An 18,256-nucleotide genomic window follows, 5' to 3' on the forward strand; every position below is an offset into this window, starting at 1 on the left:
AGCGTCGCCGAGATCGCGAACATGCACAGCGGGGCGGAATGAGTGATGCAGGGGAAGAGGCGTGCTAATTTGTCTGCCGCATGCAAGCGGCGGCCGGGAGGCTATCGATTCATGATTACCGATTCTCGAACCGTCGGCAGCGAATCCAATTTTGGATTTCGAGGCCGCCCGTGGTTTTGCGCGGCGTTGGTATCGGCAGCGACTGCTGCTGGCGGCGCGATCGTCGCTGCCGCGGGAATTGCTTGCCTCGCCCTCGCTTCCGCCACGAATGCCTTCGGCGCTCCGCCGAATCCGCAGCAGGTGCAGACGACCCAGACGGTGGTGGGAATCGCGATTCCCGTTCAAATCGGCAATCCGGCTCTCGGGGGCGGTGGGTTGCCGATGCAGATGTACTACAATCATGTCGCCGTGCTCTACAATGGCGACTATCGCGATGCGCTCGCCGGCTACAAGGCCGACCTGGGGCTTGGCCGCATGACGGCCACGAGCCGCTGGATCGATTCGATCTGCTACTACACGATGATCGGCGAATCCCTTTATCACGAGGGAAAATACGCCGAAGCGCTCGAGAACTACAATGCCGCGTTGCGGCTGCAATTGGCGTTTCCCAATTGGATGGCCCAGGTCCATTTCCCGGCCATCATCCAAGCGAGCGCGGTCGCCCCGGCGACCCCTTGGGGCCGGACGCAGCGCGCGGCAAAGGTGTGGAACCCGCCGACCTATATGCAGATCGAGCAGGGACAACTGTTCCTCAATCTGCAACCGAATTCTTCGCAGGTGGTCACGCCACCGCAATTGCTCAATGTCGGCGTGATGGAGATCGTGCGTTGCACGGTGTTGGCGCTGAAGCGGCGTCAGCAAATCATGGGGCCCGTATGTCCCAACGACCACTTCAGCGAGGAATTGTTCCAAGCCTTCAGCCGTCGGCCCGGCCAACAGAATCATTGGTCGGAAGGTTGGGTCACCGCCGAATTGGCGATGGCTAATTTGAATGTCGGGCAGGCAGGACAAGCCATCGCCCTGCTGCGGCAAGCGGTCACCGTTGGCGGCGAATACGACACGCCGCTCACGCCGATGATCTTCGAAGAACTCGGCGAACTGGCGATTCAAGCGGGCGACTACGACTCGGCCAGCAAATATCTCGAAGAAGCAAGCTACTCGGCGTTCGCGTACAACGACCTCGGCGTGATGGAAGAAGCGTTTCGTTTTGGCCAACAGGCACATCTGCTATCGGGCGCACATGGGATGTTTCCGCCTTTGTCGGCGGCGATCCAGTGGGCACGAAGCCATGCATACGCCCGTGAACTGCTCGCAACGCTCTGGCTCTCGGCGACAGAAGAATATGCGTTACAAGGCGGCCATGGTCCGCAAGCCTTGAAGGCACTGGTCGAGGCCCATGACGTTATCCTGCGCCATGATATGGGCCAGCACCAGATCGGCGCGCGTTGGGATTACTTGAATGCCCTGTTGGACTATCAGCAGGGCAACGTGTCGGCCGGCGATACGGCAATTGGCAACGCGCTGGCGCTCGAACGATCCGGCTCGCTCTGGCTGTTTCAAATCGGCCTGGCCGATGAATACGTGCAAGGCGGCCCCAGCTTGGGGCCCCACCGCGCGCTCGGGCTTTATAGCTTGCTGCTGCGAGATCCGGTTCCGATGGATTGGGCAGCTCGGCCGCTCGAGACGTTGACCGTCATGGCGACGCCGCACTATCGCGTCTACGAGCATTGGTTCGAAACGACGTTGCAAACCGGCGTCGAGATGTCGCTGGAAGTGGCGGATCGAGCTCGAAGGCATCGGTTCTACAGCACGCTTCCCTTGGGCGGCCGGCTGCTCTCCTTGCGCTGGGTGCTCGAGGCCCCGGAAAGTGCGCTTGATCCGCAGGTGCTGTTGCAGCGGCAGAACATTCTGACGCAATTCCCGCAGTACGCCGATGATGCGAAGCAAGTGAAGAAACTTCGGGCCAATTTGGCTCGCCAGCCACTGGTGGCGGATTCGCCGAAAGCCACGCGAACCCAGTCCGACGAATTGGCCGAGATCGCCCGCATCAGCCAATTGCAAGAAACGCTGTTGCGCGAGATCGCGCTGCGGCGCGAAGCTGCCGAACTCGTGTTTCCGCCGTTGCGCGACACGCGCGACGTGCGAGCCGCCTTGCCGCCGCGCAGCGCGCTGTTGATTTTCTTCACGACCAGTCACGATACGTATGTGTTTTTGATGTCGAAACAGCGTTACACGACTTGGAAGCTGGAGTCTCCGGTCGTGCTGGAGAAAAAGCTTTCGACGCTGCTGAAGGCGATCGGCAACTACGACGCCAACCACGAAATCCTCGAAAGCCAATTGGCCGACGAGAATTGGACGCAAGCGGCTCGCGACCTGACCGATGCGTTGATGGCCGGGTCGAACTCGAAGGAAAATTTTGCGGCCGGCATCGACGAGCTGATCGTGGTGCCGGATGGTCCGCTGTGGTATTTGCCCTTCGAGGCCCTGCAGGTTCCCGCCCATCCGAATGACAAAGACCGCAAAGACACGGTGCCGCTAATCACGCGCACGCGAGTGCGCTACTTGCCGACGATGGGCCTGGCTATTCCCGATGGCCGCGATCGGTTGGAGAACGGCGAGATCGGCGTCGTGCTCGGCCGGATGACGCCGCACGAAGATCCGCAAGTCGTGCAAAGCGAGTTCGACCGGTTGAAGAAGATCATGCCGCATGCCGAGGCGCTGAAATCGCCGCTGCCGGCCGCGTCGCCGCTGTATGCGTCGTTGTTCGACGGCATGGTCGTGTTCGACGAGGTGAACAATAGCACCACGAGCGATAAGGGGCATTACGAATGGGATCCGATTCCGTTGGATCGTGTGCGGAATTCCGGCACGCTTTTGCAGTGGTTTTCGCTGCCCTGGAAAAGCCCGACAACGTTGATTCTGCCCGGCTACCGCACGCCCGCCGAAAACGCGCTCAGGACGGGGGCCGGCTCGGGCGGCGATATGTTCTTGAACCTGTGCGGCTTGATGTCGACCGGCACTCGGACCGTGTTGCTGAGCCGCTGGCGAACCGGTGGTCAGACGAGCTACGATTTGGTCCGGCAATTTATTCAAGAGTTGCCGTATTCCAGCGCGGCCGACGCGTGGCAGCGCAGCGTGGAAATGTTGATCGAGACTCCGCTGGATTTGAACCGCGAACCGCGGGTCAAGCGTGTGCCAGGACGCGAATCGGCGACCGGCCAAAACCCGTTCTTCTGGGCCGGCTATTTGCTCGCCGACACCGGTTGGGCCCCCGCGAAGGCAGAGCAACCGGCGGCGGCCGTGATCGTGCGTCCGCAATTGCCGCCACAAGCGGCGCCTCCGGCTGCGCAACCCGCCAAGGGAGCGCCGAAGCCGGGCAAGTTTTGAAACGATTCGATTGGCATCCTTTGCGTCCGTTCGATTCATTGCGTCTGACCCTCCGAGTTCTGCTGCGAGTCGAATCGTCCGCATGATTGTCACCCTCGATGGGCCGGCCGGCGCCGGCAAGAGCACCGCGGCCCGGGCCTTGGCTCGGCGATTGGGATTCCGCTTTCTCGATACGGGGGCCATGTACCGCGCCGTCGCTTTGGCGGCCGTCGAGCGCGATTTAAACTGGGACGACGCACCCGCATTGGTGCAGCTTGCCCGGCAATTGACGATCGAGCTTCGTGGCACGCAGGTTCTTCTCGACGGCATCGACGTGAGCGATGCAATTCGCACCTCGGCCGTGACAGGTGTGACGCACTATGCCGCCAATAATCCGGGCGTGCGCGAAGTGCTTGTCGATCTCCAGCGCCGGGCAGTCGGCGACGCCGACATCGTTGCCGAAGGGCGCGATCAGGGAACCGTCGTATTTCCGCGCGCCGAATGTAAAATCTTTCTCACCGCCAGCGCCGAAGAGCGTGCCCGGCGGCGACAGGCCGATTTGGCGGTCCGCGGCGAGTCGATGCCCTTGGCCGAAATTTTGGCGCGGCAGAACGAGCGCGACTCGCGCGACGCCAGCCGCCGGGTGGGCCCCTTGGCCGCGGCGAGCGATGCCGTTACCGTTTTGACCGACGGTTTGTCGCCGTCGGAGGTGGTCGATAAGTTGGAATCGCTAGTCCGCGCCCGCATGAAATAATCCCCGCCGTTCCCCTTCGAATCCGCCCCGAAGCCCAGGGAAGGCAACCATCGCGTCCTCCATTGCATACTGCCTCCTCCGACTTCCCGGGATGCCCCGCCACCCAATCCTCCACCGCCGCTCCCTTCGCCGCCCCGCACCATGGTCCAACGCTCATTCCCCAAGCGGCTGTGGTACGACGTGTTGCGGGTGGTGTGTCGGATGGCCGGAATTCTCGTTTTCCGGATTCGTTGCCGTGGCCGGAATTTCGTTCCGCCCACCGGCGGAGGATTGGTCCTTTCGAATCATCAAAGCCATCTTGATCCGGTGCTCGTGGGTTTGGCAACCGACCGGCGGCTGAATTATCTGGCTCGCGATACGCTTTTCAAGTTTGCGCCGTTTCGCTGGCTGATCCGCTCGCTCGACGCGATTCCGCTCGATCGCGAAGGGCTCGGATTGGCCGGGCTCAAAGAAACGCTCAAGCGGCTGAAACGGGGCGAACTTGTGCTGATCTTCCCTGAAGGAACGCGCACGCGCGACGGCGAGGTCGGCGTGCTGAAGCCGGGTTTTTGTGCTCTGGCGCGGCGGGCCGGAGTGCCCCTGTTGCCCGTCGGCATCGACGGGGCATTCGATTCATGGCCACGCTGGAAGTCGCTGCCGGGTCGGGCGGTGATCCATATTCAATTCGGGGAACCGCTCGAGCCGGCCGAAATTGCTAAGCTGGATGATCGCCAATTAGTGGCCGAAATGGATCGCCGCATCCGCGCCGCACATGCGGCGGCACGGACCTATCGACAATGCGCGCTCGAAGGGACGAAGATGTTGCTCGAAGTCGGCTGCCACGGTCGGCCATCGAGATAAAGAGCCGCTGCGCAAATTTCTTGAACCTCCCGTTGGGGGATGGTAAAACGGCTGTCTGGCGGAGAGACGACGATCGATCGCGCTCAACCCGGGGCAAGCCGCATGAACGACATCATCCGATGGCAATGCGCCTGCGGCAAATGGATTACGGCTCCATCCTCTGCTGCCGGCCGGAAAGGACGTTGTCCGCAATGCAAGGCGATTCTCGAAGTCCCCCGCGCATCGCCGGCTCTTTCAACCGTTCCAGAAGCCAGGCATGCGGCGCCCGCTGTCCGGCCTGTGGTGTCGCCCGTCGCGACCTCCGCACCAGCGAAATTGCCGGCAGCGGCAAAACCGCCGGCGATACCGGTAGCGGCCGCGGCTCAGCCAAAGATCGTTCGGCCGCTTGATCGGGACGGCGATCACGCACTACCTCATCCTGCGCTCCACACGGCTTCCGCCCAAGCCGCCCCGGCGGTATCAGCAAGCGCCAAAACGGACGTCGGAAGGCCGCTCGCACCCCATTGCCCGGCAGCCTTGGTGCGGAACCGAACTTCTCCGCGCGAGCTTTTGCATTTTGCCTTGTTTCTGGCGTTGATTCCGCTCGCCATCGACACACTCTGGTCGAAGCCGGCAATCCAAGACTTTACCGAGCGGCTCGCGAGCACTGCGGAGGATCATCCCGAAATCGCGCCGCGCCTCGACGATTGGGCTAACCGGTTGAGTGCTCACGCGGCCAGTTTCGAGGAATTGTTCAACATCCTGCCCAACCATGAGGTCGAGGGGGCTTTTCTCCCGCGAGACAGCCATTTGCATTGGGCGCTGGCACTGGTTGCCGCCGCGCTATTCTTCGGACTTCTCCTGGCATTGTTTCCGTCAGCGAAGCTCAATCGGCTCTCGCTGGCCGGCATCGGGCTGCTCACGGCCACGGTCGGTGTTCTGCTGTTGATCGGATTTCAATATGCCGCCGAATGGACGCAGGGCCACATGCTGATCGGCCGCAGCATTGTCGTGCTGATTTTCTACATCGTGAAATTCATCGGCTTCTCCTATAACTGCGCGAACGACCCTCAAAACGGTTTCCTGTTCTCCTTCTTCGGTTTTACGCTCGGCGTCGGCTTGTGCGAAGAAATCTGCAAAGCGATTCCGCTTATGGCACGCTTTCAGCAACTCGACGCGCCGTCGCGCAATTCGAGCAACACCTGGCAGAACGCATGCCTGTGGGGAATGGCGTCGGGCGTCGGCTTCGGCATTGCCGAAGGCATTCTCTATTCCGGAAGCCAATACAACGGGATGTCGTCGGGATTGATCTACCTCGTGCGATTCGTCTCCTGCGTGACATTGCATGCGGCGTGGGCCGGCTCGGTAGGTATTACGATGTTCAACCGCCAAGGGTCTCTTCAAAACACGGATAGCTGGTACGAATACGTATTCGAGTTGCTCATTACGATCAGCATCGCAATGACATTGCACGGACTGTACGACACGCTCTTCAAGAAGGATCTGCCGGTGCTGGCATTGGGCGTCGCCGTCGCATCGTTTGGCTGGTTTGCGTTCCAAATCGAATCGATGCGCCGCTTCGAACCTGCGGCAAAGCCGCTTCGCGCGGCAGTCGGGTGAGCCGTTTTCGCGGCCTCTTGCACGGCTGCTTGACGCTCTCGATCGGCGGCGGATAGACTTTTGTGGAGGAGAATGGCTGCGACCGAATGATCGTCATCGACCGAGTTTTCGCTGGAGATACAGGGATGTTACAAACACTTGGGATCGTGCAGGTGAATTCGGATTCCACCGTGCCGCAATTGAAGTCGGGTCGCGGACTCGCGGGCCGCTCGCTCATGGAATGGGCAATCCGGCGAGTGACCGATTGCGAACGGCTCGATGCCGTGATCGTCGCGGCGCCGCAAAGCGAAGCGGCCGGACAATTGGCCATGATGGTCCCGCCCGATGTGCCCGTGCATTTCAGCTCGGCTGCGGATGAACTCGGCCGGCTGGTCGACGCGGTCAGCGATTTTCGCGCCGAGGCAGTCGTGCGAATTTCGATCGACCATCCGCTCGTTGACCCGGTGTTGGTCGATCGCTTGGCGATCGACGCCGGCGCACATCCGGGCATCGATTATTTGGGCTATTGCCTTTCCGACGGCAGGCCCGCGGTTCATTCGCCGCTGGGTTTGTGTGGCGAATGGTTTCGCACGACGGCCTTGGTTCGGGCGCATCGCGAGGGCGCCGGCAGTAGCGGCGGGGCTTCGGTGACGGACCTGTTCTGTTCCCATCCTGAACGATTTCAGCTCCGTTTGCTGGCGCTCCCGCTCGAATTGCAACGCGACGATTTGCGGCTGGCGATTTCCAACGTCGAAGATTGGGAACATGCCCAGACGGTTTTCGACGTGCTTGGCACCGAGAACGTCGATTGGCAACGGATCGCGGCCATGCTCGACCAGCAGCCTGGATTGCGGCGCCGAATGGGCGAATTGAACCGCGCTGTTTAGCTAGCAGCCGCTACGGCGCGGCGGATTCCGTAGATTAGGCTTTCTAATCTGTCTGCAGCCGAGTCCGGCCATATTTGATTACGCCTGCCAAACACAGGCCTTCCCTCCGGGCAGCGCGCGGCCCGGATTTCCGTTACAACCGGCAAAATCTCTCAGGTTTGCCGGCGCGCGAAACCGAAATATCAAAAAGACTGCCCCGGGCCAATCGGCTCGTTCGAGCGATCAATCCAATCTGGAATGTTCGCCCGGGGCGGCAGCAATATCGCCATTCGACCATCCAGCGACCGGCTTCGGCTGGTAAAGGTTGCTCTGCCATGCGCAAACTATTTTTCACCGCGTTGTGCGTATTGGCCGCCTCGGCCGGTTGTCGCCAGTGCGCAAGTCCGTACGACTACTGCTCGCCGGTTGTCGAGAATGGCCCGGAGCCCTCGCTCGCATCGGATAGCGCGACGTATGAGCCGGATTACGCCTCGAACCGCGGTGGCGGGAATTCGCAGGCTGCAGGCATGAATGCAGGCTCGCGAATGGCAACCGCTCCGCAGCCATCGTCGCAGGGAAGCATGCAGTAGTTACCCGTCGAAGCTGCCGCCCGAAGGACGCGATTGACGCGCGAAACCGCAAGCGAGCGGCCGGACCAAGCGGCAATCGAACGCGGGCAACGGCTCAGAGTTTCCAGCCGTCGCTCAATACGGCCCCTTTCTGCACGACGACGATGCCGTCGCAGATCATGTATTCGGGCGTTTCCTCGCTCGTGTCGAGTTTCTTGTCGTTGACGACGCGAACATTCGCGCCGATGCGGCAATTCTTGTCGACGATCACGCCGTCGATCTCCGTCCCGGCGCCGATCCCTTGCGGAATCGTGTGCTGGCAGCGGGCCATCGTTTCGGGCGAATCGTAATCGTCGGCTCCCATGACGACCGAGTTGCGCACCACGGCTCCGCGCCCGATCCGGCATCGCAGGCCGATCACGCTGTTTTCGATCACGGCTCCCTCGCCGATCATGCAGCCGTCGGAAATCAGGCTTTGGCTAACCTGCGCTCCCTCGATTCGCGAAGGGGGCAGAAATCTGGCCCGCGTGTAGATCGGCGCTTCGGCCGACACGAGATCAAACGGCGGATGCGCCGCCGCCAGATCGAGATTGCACTGGTAGAACGATTTGATCGTGCCGATGTCTTCCCAATAGCCGTCGAACAAGTGCATTTGCACTGTTTGTGACGCGATCGAAGCGGGAAATATTTCGCGGCCGAAATCGTGATAATCGGTCTTTGTCAGCACATCGACCAGCAAATCGCGATTGAACAAATAGATGCCCATGCTGGCCATGAGATCGCGTCCATGGCTGGCGACGCCGCGGCGGTCGATCCAGGCCGGCTCGGTGCGCATCCGTTCGACTTGCTCGGCGGTTTTGGGCTTTTCGAGAAAATCGACCACCCGGCCGGAATCGTCGCTGCGCATGATGCCGAACCCCGACGCGGCTTCGCGTGAGACGGGCATGGCGGCGATCGTCACATCCGCGCCCGATTCTTTGTGCGTTTTCACCATTTCGGCGTAGTTCATGCGATAGAGCTGATCGCCGGACAGCACGAGCACACAGTCGATCTCGGTCGATTGGAGATAGCGGATGTTTTGCCGTACGGCGTCAGCCGTGCCTTGATACCAATCGGAACTGCCGAGCGTTTGTTGCGCAGCAAGGATTTCGACGAAGCCGGCGTTGTAGGGATCGAACGTATAGGTGCGTCGGATATGCCGGTGCAGGCTGACGGAATTGAATTGCGTCAGCACATAGATCGAATTCACTCCGCTATTAATGCAATTCGAGATCGGCACGTCAATGAGCCGATATTTGCCGGCCAATGGCACGGCCGGCTTCGAGCGGAACTTCGTGAGCGGATAGAGCCGAGTTCCTCGACCGCCGCCGAGCACGAGAGCGAGAACATTTTTCATAGGGGCAAAAGCTTTGGGCGTGGGACGAGGAACAGCGCTCCGGCCGATTGCACTAAGCCGAATCGTCGGCGAGGGAGGCGCGGCCGCGCGATTCTCGCTTACGCTTCGGGCAAGTACTCGTCGGACGAAGCCTTGATTTTCGCCGTGCGCCACTGGCTCCGCTAGTGCCGCTTGATGGCTCTTTCTCGGGCCCAAAAAGCAATGGCAAAGTCAGTCGCACACGATGTTTGCCGTGGCGGAACGTTCGGATGATTACTTCGATCGATTACATTGCTCGGCCGGCCGGTTCTGATCTCGGCATGTGGCCCAGTTCGCTGTGGCCGTGCATTTCGAAGTGCCGCCGTTCGTGGTGATACATCAAGCCGAGAAACGCGACACCCAGTCCCACAATCAGCGTAATCAGCAGTACGACCATGCAAATTACCATCGAAGGGACCCCGAGCAACTGGCCATCCTTAGGCAATGCGTCGCGGGTGGTTAGCACCGCTTCGAAGCGAACGGCGAATGCCAGGGCGGTCAGGCCCAATCCGATCAGCGCTCCGGCGGTAATGATTGCTCCGCAAAGTGCTCGCATACGAAGTTCCTTATTTTGAATGTGTTTGAAAAATTGAATCGTTGCCGCGGTGGTCGCCAATTGTCGGCGGTGGGTTAGTCGTTCGATCGAAGGTCGGCGGAGTTATTGTCCGAGCATTCGCAGGCAACCGCCCATCACCAGACAGATGCCGGCGATAATCATCAGCACGCTGCTGCAGCCGCATCCCATCCACGGGCCGCGCGGACCCGAGGGCTGAAAATACCCGCCGCTGCCGAGCATCGGTCCTCCCATTCCAAAACTCATAAGATCATCTCCTGTAAAGTTAGAGCAGAGGTAGATACAACGTCGTGGTCGCACGCACAGTTACGTCGTCGCTCTCTTGAATTGTGACGTCTCGGGTAGGATGCCTTGGGCTTAGCCGCGCCCATTCAGCGGTGCGATGCGATGTTCGTCGTAGGCCCGCTTGGCGGCCTTAGCCATCGGGATCCATTCTTGGATCTGCCGGAGACGGCTGGCGTCGCTCGGGTGGTCGGACAGGATCGCCGGCATCGACGTCGGCCCCGACGCCGCTTCCATTTCCTGCCAAAATGCCACTGCTTGATCGGGATCGTAACCGGCGAACGTCATCAAGAAGATGCCGATATGGTCGGCCTCGGATTCTTGCTGCCGGTCGTAGTGGAGCGAAAGCAATCCATGCCCCACCGTGCGTTCGCGGGCGATCCGCTCGCTGATGTGGTGAGCCAGCGCGTGGGAGATCTCGTGCGACATCACGGCCGCGAGCTGATCGTCATTGCGCACGACGTCGAGCAAACCGGTATAAACGCAAATCTTTCCGCCGGGCAAACAGAAGGCATTGATCTGCCGGCTTTCGAGCACCGCATATTCCCATTCGAATTCGCCCGGCGTCACGTGCAAATTTATTTCGCGCATCAACGGTTCGATCGCCACGACGGCCGCGATTCTTCGGCCAACCCGCTCGACCTGATCAACTTGCGGGCCGCTACGGACGACGTGCGACTTCGCCAGAATCTGTTTGAAGGCGTCGTGGCCGACTTGCAGTTCTTGCTGTGGGCTGAGGGCCAGCGATTGCATGCGGTGCCCCGGCCCGGTGCCTTGTTCTTGAACTCCGCACCCAGCGGCCAACATCGTAACCACAGCCACCGTGAACGCAATTCGCGCAATCGCCGCACTGCAATGTGTTGCTCGGCGCAATTGGCTTTGTCCTAACTTCATAAACGCGAGACGCCGCATTGGCGGGGAAAAGGTCGCTTAGGAAACGGCGGGCCGCAACTGCTGCAAACCCTGCGCCGCCGGCAATCGCCCGACGAGCATCTTAGCAGCCACTTGCCGTTAGAAGCGTGAAACGAGCACGAATTCCACGATTTTTCTTGCCATGTCGGTTAACCGTTCCGTTCTCGGCCTCGGCAACGGCAATTTACCGCGAAATCAGTTATCGCGAAGCAACGCCGCCATTCGGTTCGACCTTCGGGCCCCGCCTTCATTCAATCCAGCCTAACACGTCTCCTCTTCCAACATCCCGGGATGGCTGATTAGAATAGAGCACGCATCATGCGGAAGAACAGGCGGGCCCTGGAACATGTGCTGCGTTCTGCAGCGCAAAAGGGCCGATCCCGCATGCTCGTCGAAGTTTGCCGCACACGCAGTCGAAGTTCGCAGCGCCGGCTTGGCGTTTGTTTGCTCGGAGTCCGCCAAGCCATCGCAGCGAGAGCCGGCGCGGCCGGCCCGTGCACCCCAACATCGACGACCGCGCGCCGCGACCAATGGTCGCTGACCAGTCGTCACTACCGAGAAGATCACAATCGGATCCGCCCCAAGGGCAATTCAAGAGGAAACGACCGTGGTGAATCTGCTGGAAAACTCGTCCGAGATATCGACCGCGCCGGAGCCAGTCAGTGCGGCCGACGATCAGTTGTTGGCTCCGCCCGGCCTTTCGCCCGAGATGCTTTCCGACAGCGTCGCGCGGGATTTGGTGCGCGTGTTCAAAGTGCTTTCCGACGCCACTCGTCTGCGGATCATCTACTTCTTGCTGCAAGCCGACGAGCTGCATGTCCGGGCACTCTGCGACCTGCTCGGCCAAAGCCAGCCGGCGGTGAGCCATCATTTGGCGCTTTTGCGCGTGTCCGGCTTGATTGACGCTCGCCGGCAGGGGAAACATAATTTTTACCGCTTGCTTCCGGCGGCGTTCCACAAGTTGCTCGATCAGGTGTATGCCACCGTGCCGGCCGGCATGCGGCGAACACGCTTCGAGCAGCATGTGTTCGAAGCGGTCTTCGCCGGCAGCCAAGGCTGAGGGCGTCAAAGCCTCTGTTACTTAGCAGGCATACTCCGTAATGCCGTCTGCCACTGAGCAGGCCCCGCAATGGTTTCCTGCGTCGCCGAAGCAATACATTCGCTTGCTAGCGCTGCGGGCTATCACGTCCGACATCATTCCGCGAGCAGCTTTGTCACGAGCCCTTCGACGCGATCGTAGAGCGGCCTTTCGGGCGAATCTTCCGCCGCCTCTTCCAATCGCTCGCGAAGTTTTCCCTGCTGGTCGTACACCAGCACGGTCGGAACGGAGGCGATGCCGAGCTTCTTGTACATCGCATCCGAATCTTCCGACGACAACACGTTGTCGAACGTCGCTTTCTTTTGCCGTAGAAAATCGAGCACTCGCGGCAGATTGTCCTCAGGCCGGCCAAAGCCTTCGTAGTCGAAACTAAGCGAAATGCAGGCCACGCGCTTCCCAGCAAACCGCCGATGGAATTCGACGAGCTTCGGAAAATCGCGCACGCAGGGCGGGCAGGCCGTGCTCCATGCATCGATCACAACCACTTTCCCGCGATCGCCGGCAATTAGCCGCTCGAGGCCCGCATCGTCGAGAAGTTTGAGCGACACCGCATCGGCAGTATTCGGCCCAGCGGCGGCATTTTCTTTGACCGCCGGGTCCGCAGCCGCCGGCTGCGCGGAAATCGGATGCCCGCACCCGGAGATTCCCGCAAATCCAATAATTGCCGCGCAGAGTAGTGCGGCGAGCAGTCGATTCATGTCGGTATGCATTCGGGTGAGCGGCAAGGCGCTAGCCGCCGGTGGAAAATTTCACTGCGACAATTCTCGCCAATCCTTGCAATGTCAAAGCAAGACAACCGGCGGCGAGCATCTTGCCGCTCAAGTTCGGCCGCGGCTCAGCGGCTCAGTGCGGAGCCAAAAGCTTGAACGGCCAGAGCGGCACATTCCTCAGGATACCAAACCCGATCACTAGCACGACAATCCCCCATCGCCACCCGGCGGGCACCCAGCGCGGCCGCGGCCACCGCGCCACCCGGCCGCGCCATGCCGCCAACCAGTTTCGCGCCACAACGAGGGCCAATACCGGCAGCAGGCAAACCGACAAGGCATTGAGCCGCAGCGCCGCGAGCACATTGCCGTGCAGAAGCTGATGCAGCGCCCGAAGCGTGCCGCAGCCGGGACAATCCAGGCCCGTCAGATGGTGAAAAACACAGACCGGATAACCGCTTTCGCCCGCGGGGTCTCTCGAATAGAGCAGCACCAGCACCCCGACGAACAGCGGCGCGGCAAGCAGAATTAGCAGCAAAACGCGACGCCGGCGCACCATGACACTCCGATGTTCCACCCACAACCAATTCGTCCCGGCACCATTGAGTTCGCCGTTTACAGGCGGAAATTGGGCCGAAAAACCGTAGCCGGCCGGCCGTAAGCAGAAAATTCGCGATCAGGCCGACACCGAACGAAATCCAGCATCACATCTTCGCCGAGTCGGACGAACGGCGGGCTCCTTCATAGTCGCCCGCCGCCAACTTGCCGTTCACTTTCGCGGCATACACGATCGCCACGATTCCGAACGGCAAGCAGCAGCAAATCGTGCTCAAAATCGCCGGCACAAGATAGTTCGGAAGCTGGGGCCGGGATAGATCGGCCCGCCGGTCGCCATGCTCGATTGATACGGATTTTTCAGCGGCGCGGCGCAAGCCGGGCATGTGGTCGATGTGTCAGGAATTTGCGAGCCGCATTGCGGACAAAACATCAGATATCCCTTAGTGTTCGCAGGGGCCAACTCGACCGTTCGGTAGGCCACTCGTCACCGAAACGCGCCGACCGCAACAAGGATCGCTCCGTAGATTACCGCTCCGACGACCCAAATTCCGAATGAAATCCAGCACCACATCTTCGCCGAATCCGACGACAATTGCGCGCCGGAGTAGTCTCCGACCGCAAGCTTGCTACCTACCTGGGCAGCGTAAACAATCGCCACGATTCCAAACGGCATGCAGCAGAAACAGGTCGCCAGAATCGATTGCACGAGGTAACTGGGAATATCTGGGCCTCGGTAAACAGGCCCCGGCGTGGCCATGCTCGACTGATACGGATTGCCCAACGGCGCGCCGCAGGCCGGGCAGGTCGATGCCGTGTCGGGAATTTGCGAGCCGCACTGCGGGCAATACATCCAAGCTCCCTGCTCACCAGTGCCGCTGATTCGTTGCCACAATCAGACCAACCACCAGTGCCGGTCCGAGAACGCTCATCACGATCGCAAAAATCGCCCGGCCCATGCCATGCCGGCCGGGATGCTTCTTGATGTCGACGATCGCCACGATTCCCAAGATCAATGCCAGCGGCGCGGGAAACAAGAGAATCGAGAACAAGCCCATGTAGCCCGCCGCGATCGACCACCAGGATCGGCCTACCGGCAAAAGCATCCGCATCCCGGCGTTTTCGCCGATATCGCTCGCCTGGGGATACGGATACGGACTTTGCTGTGCATACGGCATCGGCTGATTCGGCGGGCTGGCGGGCCGGACCAGCGGAGCCCCCGGCGCAATCCCGCAGCGCGGACAAGCCGTCGGCGGTTCGGGCAACAGCAATCCACAATTTCGGCAATACATCTGAATTCTCCATCGTAGGTCAGGCTTTTCAGCCTGACAGCCCGCATCGTCGGCCGGCTGGCACAGCATCGTAGCAGGCACACTCCGTGTGCCGTCTGCCCTGCTCTGTGCGCAGCGCTCCATGGAGCGCAGACGGCACGCGAAATGTGCCTGCTACACATTCAGCAGCTCTCCGCCGCCCGGGGAGTATACCCCCGCAAGTTTCGCGGAGCAAGCAATTGCCGCCGAATGCCGAATCGCTTGACGCCCGGCAAATGCGGCGTCACCATCGTAGGTTAGGCTTTCCAGCGCAATATATCATCGGCCGCCATCGTAGCAGGCACACTCCGTGTGCCGTCCGCCCGCTCGGAGCGTTCGCACTACAAGTGGCCGACGGCACACGGAGTGTGCCTACTACTGTTTTCAAAAAGGCATTCGGCTCATGGCGGAACACGTTTTCTTGGCAGTCGATCTCGGCGCTTCCAGTGGCCGACACGTCGCCGGGCGGTTCGACGGGGCGAAGCTCGCGCTCGAGGAAACGCATCGCTTCGGCAATGGTCCCGTGGCCGCGGCCAGCCATCTGTATTGGAACCTGCTGGGCCTGTGGCATCATGTCGTCGAAGGCTTGCGGGCTTCGGCCAGCGAGTTCGGATCGCGGATTCAAAGCGTGGGCGTCTGCACTTGGGGGGTCGATTTCGGGCTGCTCGGCCGGGGCGACGAACTGCTGGGAAATCCGTATTGCTACCGCGACTCGCGCGCCGAGGGAATGCTCGAACGCGCCTTCGAGATCGTTCCGCGCGATGAGATTTTCGCCGCCACCGGCGTGCAGTTCTTGCAGATCAACACCCTCTATCAACTGCTCGCTATGCGGCTGAATAGCTCTCCGCTCTTGGATGTTGCCGAGTCGCTGCTGATGGTGCCCGACCTGTTTCACTGGCTGCTGTCGGGCTCGAAAGTGAACGAGATGACCGAAGCCAGCACGAGCCAATTTTTCGATCCGCGGCGCGGCGCCTGGGCTGCCGATCTGTTCGAGCGGCTGCAATTGCCCACGCGCATTTTGGGCACGATCGTCGCACCGGGCACGCGGCTCGGCCCACTGTTGCCCGCCGTGCAAGCCGCCACCGGGCTAACGGATGTCGAGGTCGTCGTGCCCGGTTCGCACGACACGGCCAGCGCCGTGATGGGCGTGCCCGCCGCAAGCCGCGCCGGAGCCGAGCCCGATTGGTGCTACATCAGCTCGGGCACATGGTCGCTGATGGGCGTGGAATGCCCCGCCCCGGTCGTGACGCCGCAATGCCAGGCCCGCAACTTCACGAACGAAGGAGGCGTCGGCGGCACGACGCGGCTTTTGAAAAACATCTGCGGACTGTGGATGGTGCAGGAATGCCGGCGGTCGTGGAACAGTGCCGGGGCGGGCTACAGTTGGGACGATCTCAACAATCTCGCGGCCGCCGCCCCGCCGCTGGCAGCGCTGGTGGATGTCGACGATCCCAGTTTCTTGGCCCCTGCCCACATGCCGCAAGCGATCGGCGACTATTGCCGCCGCACCGGCCAATCGCCGCCGACAAGCGTCGGCGCGGTCGTCCGCTGCACGCTCGAAAGCCTCGCGATGCGCTATCGGCAAGTGCTCGCCTGGATCGAAGAGCTGGTCGGCCGGCGCATCGAAACGATCCACATCGTCGGCGGCGGCGCGAAAAATCGGGCCCTCTGCCAAATGACGGCCGACGCCTGCCGCCGCCGTGTCGTAGCCGGCCCGACCGAAGCCACGGCGATCGGCAACATCATGATGCAAGCCGTCTCGGCCGGCGCCGTAGCATCGATCGCCGAAGCCCGCGAAGTGATCCGCCAAAGTTTTCCTACGCTGGAATACCACCCCCGCGAAAGCGACCGCTGGGACGAAGCCTATTCAAGGTTTTTGGCGATCGTAGGCTGGAAAGGATAGGAAGCACGCTGAAGCGTGAACTCCAACGGTCGGCGTCCACGCGTCAGCGTGTTGCCCGGGTGCAAACGAACGCCCGTCGCCATTCGACCGGCGGATAGCACCTTGCCGCTCACCAGGGGCGATTCACGGAAGTGAGCGGCAACGCGCTAGCCGCCGGTGTCAATTGGAAGGTCAAAGCGTGTCCGCTCAAATCACGCCGCCGTTGGCTCTCAGGTTTTGGCCGGTAATCCAGTGGGCATCGGCGCTCGCCAATAGCGATACCGAATCGGCGATGTCGGGCGGTTCGGCGATACGGCCGAAGGCGGCCATTTGGGCGAAACGCTTTTTATCCTCCGCCGTTTTGTTCAAACCAAAAAGTTCCGTATCGGTGCCACCGGGCGACAGCGTGTTGACCGTGATGCCGCGCGGGCCAAGTTCCTTGGCCAAGCTGCGCGTGATTTGTTCGACGGCCCCTTTCGTGGCCACGTAGGCCGAATACGTCGCGAGCATCATCACCGTCGTCGACGACGAAAAATTGATGATCCGCCCACCGTCGGCCATCCGGCGGGCCGCTTGCTGGCAGGCGAAAAAAGTCCCTTTTACATTCACGGCAAACAGCCGATCGTATTCCGCTTCCGTGATCTCGACGAGCGGCTTGTAGAGCGGCAGCGCGGCGTTGTTTACCAAAATATCCAAGCGGCCGAACTCGCTGAACGTCGCGTCGAACAGCGCGGCAATTTCCTCGACCCGGCCGACATCGGCCCGCACGGCCACCGCCCGCCCCCCGCCGGCTTCGATCTCGGCCACGACCTGCCGCGCCGGCTCGGCGCTAGCGAAATAATTGACCACGACCGCCGCCCCATCGCGGGCCAACCGCAGCGCCACCGCCCGCCCAATCCCCTTCGACGCCCCGGTCACGAGCGCCACTTTGCCCTCGAGGCCATGCTTCGCCATTCCGACTGCTCCTGTTGAAGTTCAGTTGGGCTGCCTCGTCGCCCAACCGTTCGCGCTGGTCTTCGTACCAAATAGCGGCGTCGGCGGCTTCTAATCGCGCGACCGGCAGAATCCGAAAATTCAAGAGGCCACCTTGCGGGCACGAAAGTCCGATAGGGCCCTGCGCAATTGGGCCAACGTCGAATCTTTATCCGCGGCCGACACTTCGTGTCGATCGCAGGCAGCCACGCGGCGTTCGATCTCAGCCGCCCACGCCTCGGCAAGCTCGGGCGAAGCAAATCCCTGCGCGTCCAAGCTTTGCTCCAATGCGTCGGCGACATACGCGCGGTCCTGCGGGGCAAGTTGCATCGCCTGTTGCAAAATCTCGTCGCGCCCGGGCATGAGTTCAACCCCCCTTCCATATGGCGATACTGCGGGCGCTGCGATTCGGCCCGATAACGAATTATTGCCCGCCAGTCGCCCATTTCCAAGGCCCACGACGCCCCGCGGCCAATTCTTGGCCTCGCGCTGCTAAATGCTACAATGCCGCCTCGATTTGGCGATTCCCCAATTGCGTCTTAACCGCTGCCAGGAGAATAGGAAAATGCTTCGAGT

19 protein-coding genes are annotated in these 18,256 nt (G+C 61.2%); 8 read left to right on the forward strand and 11 right to left on the reverse strand.

Annotation, left to right across the window (positions count from 1 at the left end; genetic code table 11):
- Window positions 1–111 precede the first annotated feature (111 nt).
- The 6 genes from VHX65_10150 to VHX65_10175 all read left to right on the forward strand — a co-directional run bounded on the left by VHX65_10150 (window position 112) and on the right by VHX65_10175 (window position 7,994).
- Window positions 112–3,387 carry a hypothetical protein gene (locus tag VHX65_10150; protein HEX3998901.1) on the forward strand — a complete coding sequence of 1,092 codons (3,276 nt, stop codon included), beginning with the start codon at window positions 112–114 and terminating at the stop codon, window positions 3,385–3,387.
- Between the two features lie 82 nt (window positions 3,388–3,469).
- Complete coding sequence (cmk, locus tag VHX65_10155; GenBank protein ID HEX3998902.1) at window positions 3,470–4,120, forward strand: (d)CMP kinase; 651 nt, start codon at window positions 3,470–3,472, stop codon at window positions 4,118–4,120.
- A gap of 141 nt (window positions 4,121–4,261) precedes the next feature.
- On the forward strand, window positions 4,262–4,960 hold the full coding sequence (locus tag VHX65_10160) for a lysophospholipid acyltransferase family protein (protein HEX3998903.1): 699 nt from the start codon (window positions 4,262–4,264) through the stop codon (window positions 4,958–4,960).
- A 561-nt stretch (window positions 4,961–5,521) separates the two neighbouring features.
- On the forward strand, window positions 5,522–6,559 hold the full coding sequence (locus VHX65_10165; protein HEX3998904.1) for a PrsW family glutamic-type intramembrane protease: 1,038 nt from the start codon (window positions 5,522–5,524) through the stop codon (window positions 6,557–6,559).
- A gap of 125 nt (window positions 6,560–6,684) precedes the next feature.
- On the forward strand, window positions 6,685–7,425 hold the full coding sequence (locus tag VHX65_10170; protein ID HEX3998905.1) for a hypothetical protein: 741 nt from the start codon (window positions 6,685–6,687) through the stop codon (window positions 7,423–7,425).
- Between the two features lie 314 nt (window positions 7,426–7,739).
- Window positions 7,740–7,994 (forward strand): hypothetical protein, encoded by a 255-nt coding sequence (locus VHX65_10175; GenBank protein HEX3998906.1) that lies wholly within the window; start codon window positions 7,740–7,742, stop codon window positions 7,992–7,994.
- Between the two features lie 94 nt (window positions 7,995–8,088).
- Here VHX65_10175 and VHX65_10180 read toward each other — a convergent pair whose 3' ends face one another.
- The 4 genes from VHX65_10180 to VHX65_10195 all read right to left on the reverse strand — a co-directional run bounded on the left by VHX65_10180 (window position 8,089) and on the right by VHX65_10195 (window position 11,050).
- Window positions 8,089–9,369, reverse strand: a complete 1,281-nt coding sequence (locus VHX65_10180; GenBank protein HEX3998907.1) for a glucose-1-phosphate adenylyltransferase — start codon at window positions 9,367–9,369, stop codon at window positions 8,089–8,091.
- 265 nt (window positions 9,370–9,634) lie between these two features.
- A complete protein-coding gene (locus VHX65_10185; protein ID HEX3998908.1) occupies window positions 9,635–9,943 on the reverse strand; it encodes a hypothetical protein in 309 nt (102 codons plus the stop codon).
- Window positions 9,944–10,045: 102 nt separating this feature from the next.
- Window positions 10,046–10,207 carry a hypothetical protein gene (locus VHX65_10190; GenBank protein HEX3998909.1) on the reverse strand — a complete coding sequence of 54 codons (162 nt, stop codon included), beginning with the start codon at window positions 10,205–10,207 and terminating at the stop codon, window positions 10,046–10,048.
- Window positions 10,208–10,318: 111 nt separating this feature from the next.
- Entirely contained in the window at window positions 10,319–11,050 is a 732-nt protein-coding gene (locus VHX65_10195) for a M48 family metallopeptidase (protein ID HEX3998910.1), read from the reverse strand.
- Between the two features lie 712 nt (window positions 11,051–11,762).
- Here VHX65_10195 and VHX65_10200 point away from each other — a divergent pair.
- Window positions 11,763–12,215 (forward strand): metalloregulator ArsR/SmtB family transcription factor, encoded by a 453-nt coding sequence (locus VHX65_10200; GenBank protein ID HEX3998911.1) that lies wholly within the window; start codon window positions 11,763–11,765, stop codon window positions 12,213–12,215.
- Window positions 12,216–12,349: 134 nt separating this feature from the next.
- Here VHX65_10200 and VHX65_10205 read toward each other — a convergent pair whose 3' ends face one another.
- From VHX65_10205 to VHX65_10225, 5 genes are all read right to left on the reverse strand, one after another.
- Complete coding sequence (locus tag VHX65_10205; protein HEX3998912.1) at window positions 12,350–12,952, reverse strand: TlpA disulfide reductase family protein; 603 nt, start codon at window positions 12,950–12,952, stop codon at window positions 12,350–12,352.
- Between the two features lie 145 nt (window positions 12,953–13,097).
- Window positions 13,098–13,499 (reverse strand): DUF2752 domain-containing protein, encoded by a 402-nt coding sequence (locus VHX65_10210; protein ID HEX3998913.1) that lies wholly within the window; start codon window positions 13,497–13,499, stop codon window positions 13,098–13,100.
- A 166-nt stretch (window positions 13,500–13,665) separates the two neighbouring features.
- Entirely contained in the window at window positions 13,666–13,902 is a 237-nt protein-coding gene (locus tag VHX65_10215) for a CD225/dispanin family protein (protein ID HEX3998914.1), read from the reverse strand.
- Window positions 13,903–14,003: 101 nt separating this feature from the next.
- Entirely contained in the window at window positions 14,004–14,369 is a 366-nt protein-coding gene (locus VHX65_10220; GenBank protein ID HEX3998915.1) for a CD225/dispanin family protein, read from the reverse strand.
- Window positions 14,370–14,382: 13 nt separating this feature from the next.
- On the reverse strand, window positions 14,383–14,808 hold the full coding sequence (locus VHX65_10225) for a DUF4190 domain-containing protein (GenBank protein ID HEX3998916.1): 426 nt from the start codon (window positions 14,806–14,808) through the stop codon (window positions 14,383–14,385).
- Window positions 14,809–15,229: 421 nt separating this feature from the next.
- Here VHX65_10225 and VHX65_10230 point away from each other — a divergent pair, with 421 nt between their 5' ends.
- Window positions 15,230–16,729, forward strand: coding sequence for a rhamnulokinase family protein (locus VHX65_10230; GenBank protein ID HEX3998917.1), 1,500 nt, complete (start codon window positions 15,230–15,232; stop codon window positions 16,727–16,729).
- Between the two features lie 186 nt (window positions 16,730–16,915).
- Here VHX65_10230 and VHX65_10235 read toward each other — a convergent pair whose 3' ends face one another.
- Both VHX65_10235 and VHX65_10240 read right to left on the reverse strand, forming a co-directional pair.
- Window positions 16,916–17,662, reverse strand: coding sequence for an SDR family oxidoreductase (locus tag VHX65_10235; GenBank protein HEX3998918.1), 747 nt, complete (start codon window positions 17,660–17,662; stop codon window positions 16,916–16,918).
- A 120-nt stretch (window positions 17,663–17,782) separates the two neighbouring features.
- On the reverse strand, window positions 17,783–18,043 hold the full coding sequence (locus VHX65_10240) for an addiction module protein (GenBank protein ID HEX3998919.1): 261 nt from the start codon (window positions 18,041–18,043) through the stop codon (window positions 17,783–17,785).
- Between the last annotated feature and the right edge of the window lie 213 nt (window positions 18,044–18,256).

It is taken from the genome of Pirellulales bacterium (genome assembly GCA_036267355.1).
Lineage (GTDB): Bacteria > Planctomycetota > Planctomycetia > Pirellulales > DATAWG01 > DATAWG01.

Excerpts from the sequence above, each read along its gene's own strand:
- VHX65_10150 (HEX3998901.1), top strand. The coding sequence starts at position 112 with ATGATTACCGATTCTCGAACCGTCGGCAGCGAATCCAATTTTGGATTT.
- cmk (HEX3998902.1), top strand. The coding sequence starts at position 3,470 with ATGATTGTCACCCTCGATGGGCCGGCCGGCGCCGGCAAGAGCACCGCG.
- VHX65_10160 (HEX3998903.1), top strand. The coding sequence starts at position 4,262 with ATGGTCCAACGCTCATTCCCCAAGCGGCTGTGGTACGACGTGTTGCGG.
- VHX65_10170 (HEX3998905.1), top strand. The coding sequence starts at position 6,685 with ATGTTACAAACACTTGGGATCGTGCAGGTGAATTCGGATTCCACCGTG.
- VHX65_10175 (HEX3998906.1), top strand. The coding sequence starts at position 7,740 with ATGCGCAAACTATTTTTCACCGCGTTGTGCGTATTGGCCGCCTCGGCC.
- VHX65_10180 (HEX3998907.1), bottom strand. The coding sequence starts at position 9,369 with ATGAAAAATGTTCTCGCTCTCGTGCTCGGCGGCGGTCGAGGAACTCGG.
- VHX65_10185 (HEX3998908.1), bottom strand. The coding sequence starts at position 9,943 with ATGCGAGCACTTTGCGGAGCAATCATTACCGCCGGAGCGCTGATCGGA.
- VHX65_10190 (HEX3998909.1), bottom strand. The coding sequence starts at position 10,207 with ATGAGTTTTGGAATGGGAGGACCGATGCTCGGCAGCGGCGGGTATTTT.
- VHX65_10195 (HEX3998910.1), bottom strand. The coding sequence starts at position 11,050 with ATGTTGGCCGCTGGGTGCGGAGTTCAAGAACAAGGCACCGGGCCGGGG.
- VHX65_10205 (HEX3998912.1), bottom strand. The coding sequence starts at position 12,952 with ATGAATCGACTGCTCGCCGCACTACTCTGCGCGGCAATTATTGGATTT.
- VHX65_10215 (HEX3998914.1), bottom strand. The coding sequence starts at position 13,902 with ATGCCCGGCTTGCGCCGCGCCGCTGAAAAATCCGTATCAATCGAGCAT.
- VHX65_10220 (HEX3998915.1), bottom strand. The coding sequence starts at position 14,369 with ATGTATTGCCCGCAGTGCGGCTCGCAAATTCCCGACACGGCATCGACC.
- VHX65_10225 (HEX3998916.1), bottom strand. The coding sequence starts at position 14,808 with ATGTATTGCCGAAATTGTGGATTGCTGTTGCCCGAACCGCCGACGGCT.
- VHX65_10230 (HEX3998917.1), top strand. The coding sequence starts at position 15,230 with ATGGCGGAACACGTTTTCTTGGCAGTCGATCTCGGCGCTTCCAGTGGC.
- VHX65_10235 (HEX3998918.1), bottom strand. The coding sequence starts at position 17,662 with ATGGCGAAGCATGGCCTCGAGGGCAAAGTGGCGCTCGTGACCGGGGCG.
- VHX65_10240 (HEX3998919.1), bottom strand. The coding sequence starts at position 18,043 with ATGCCCGGGCGCGACGAGATTTTGCAACAGGCGATGCAACTTGCCCCG.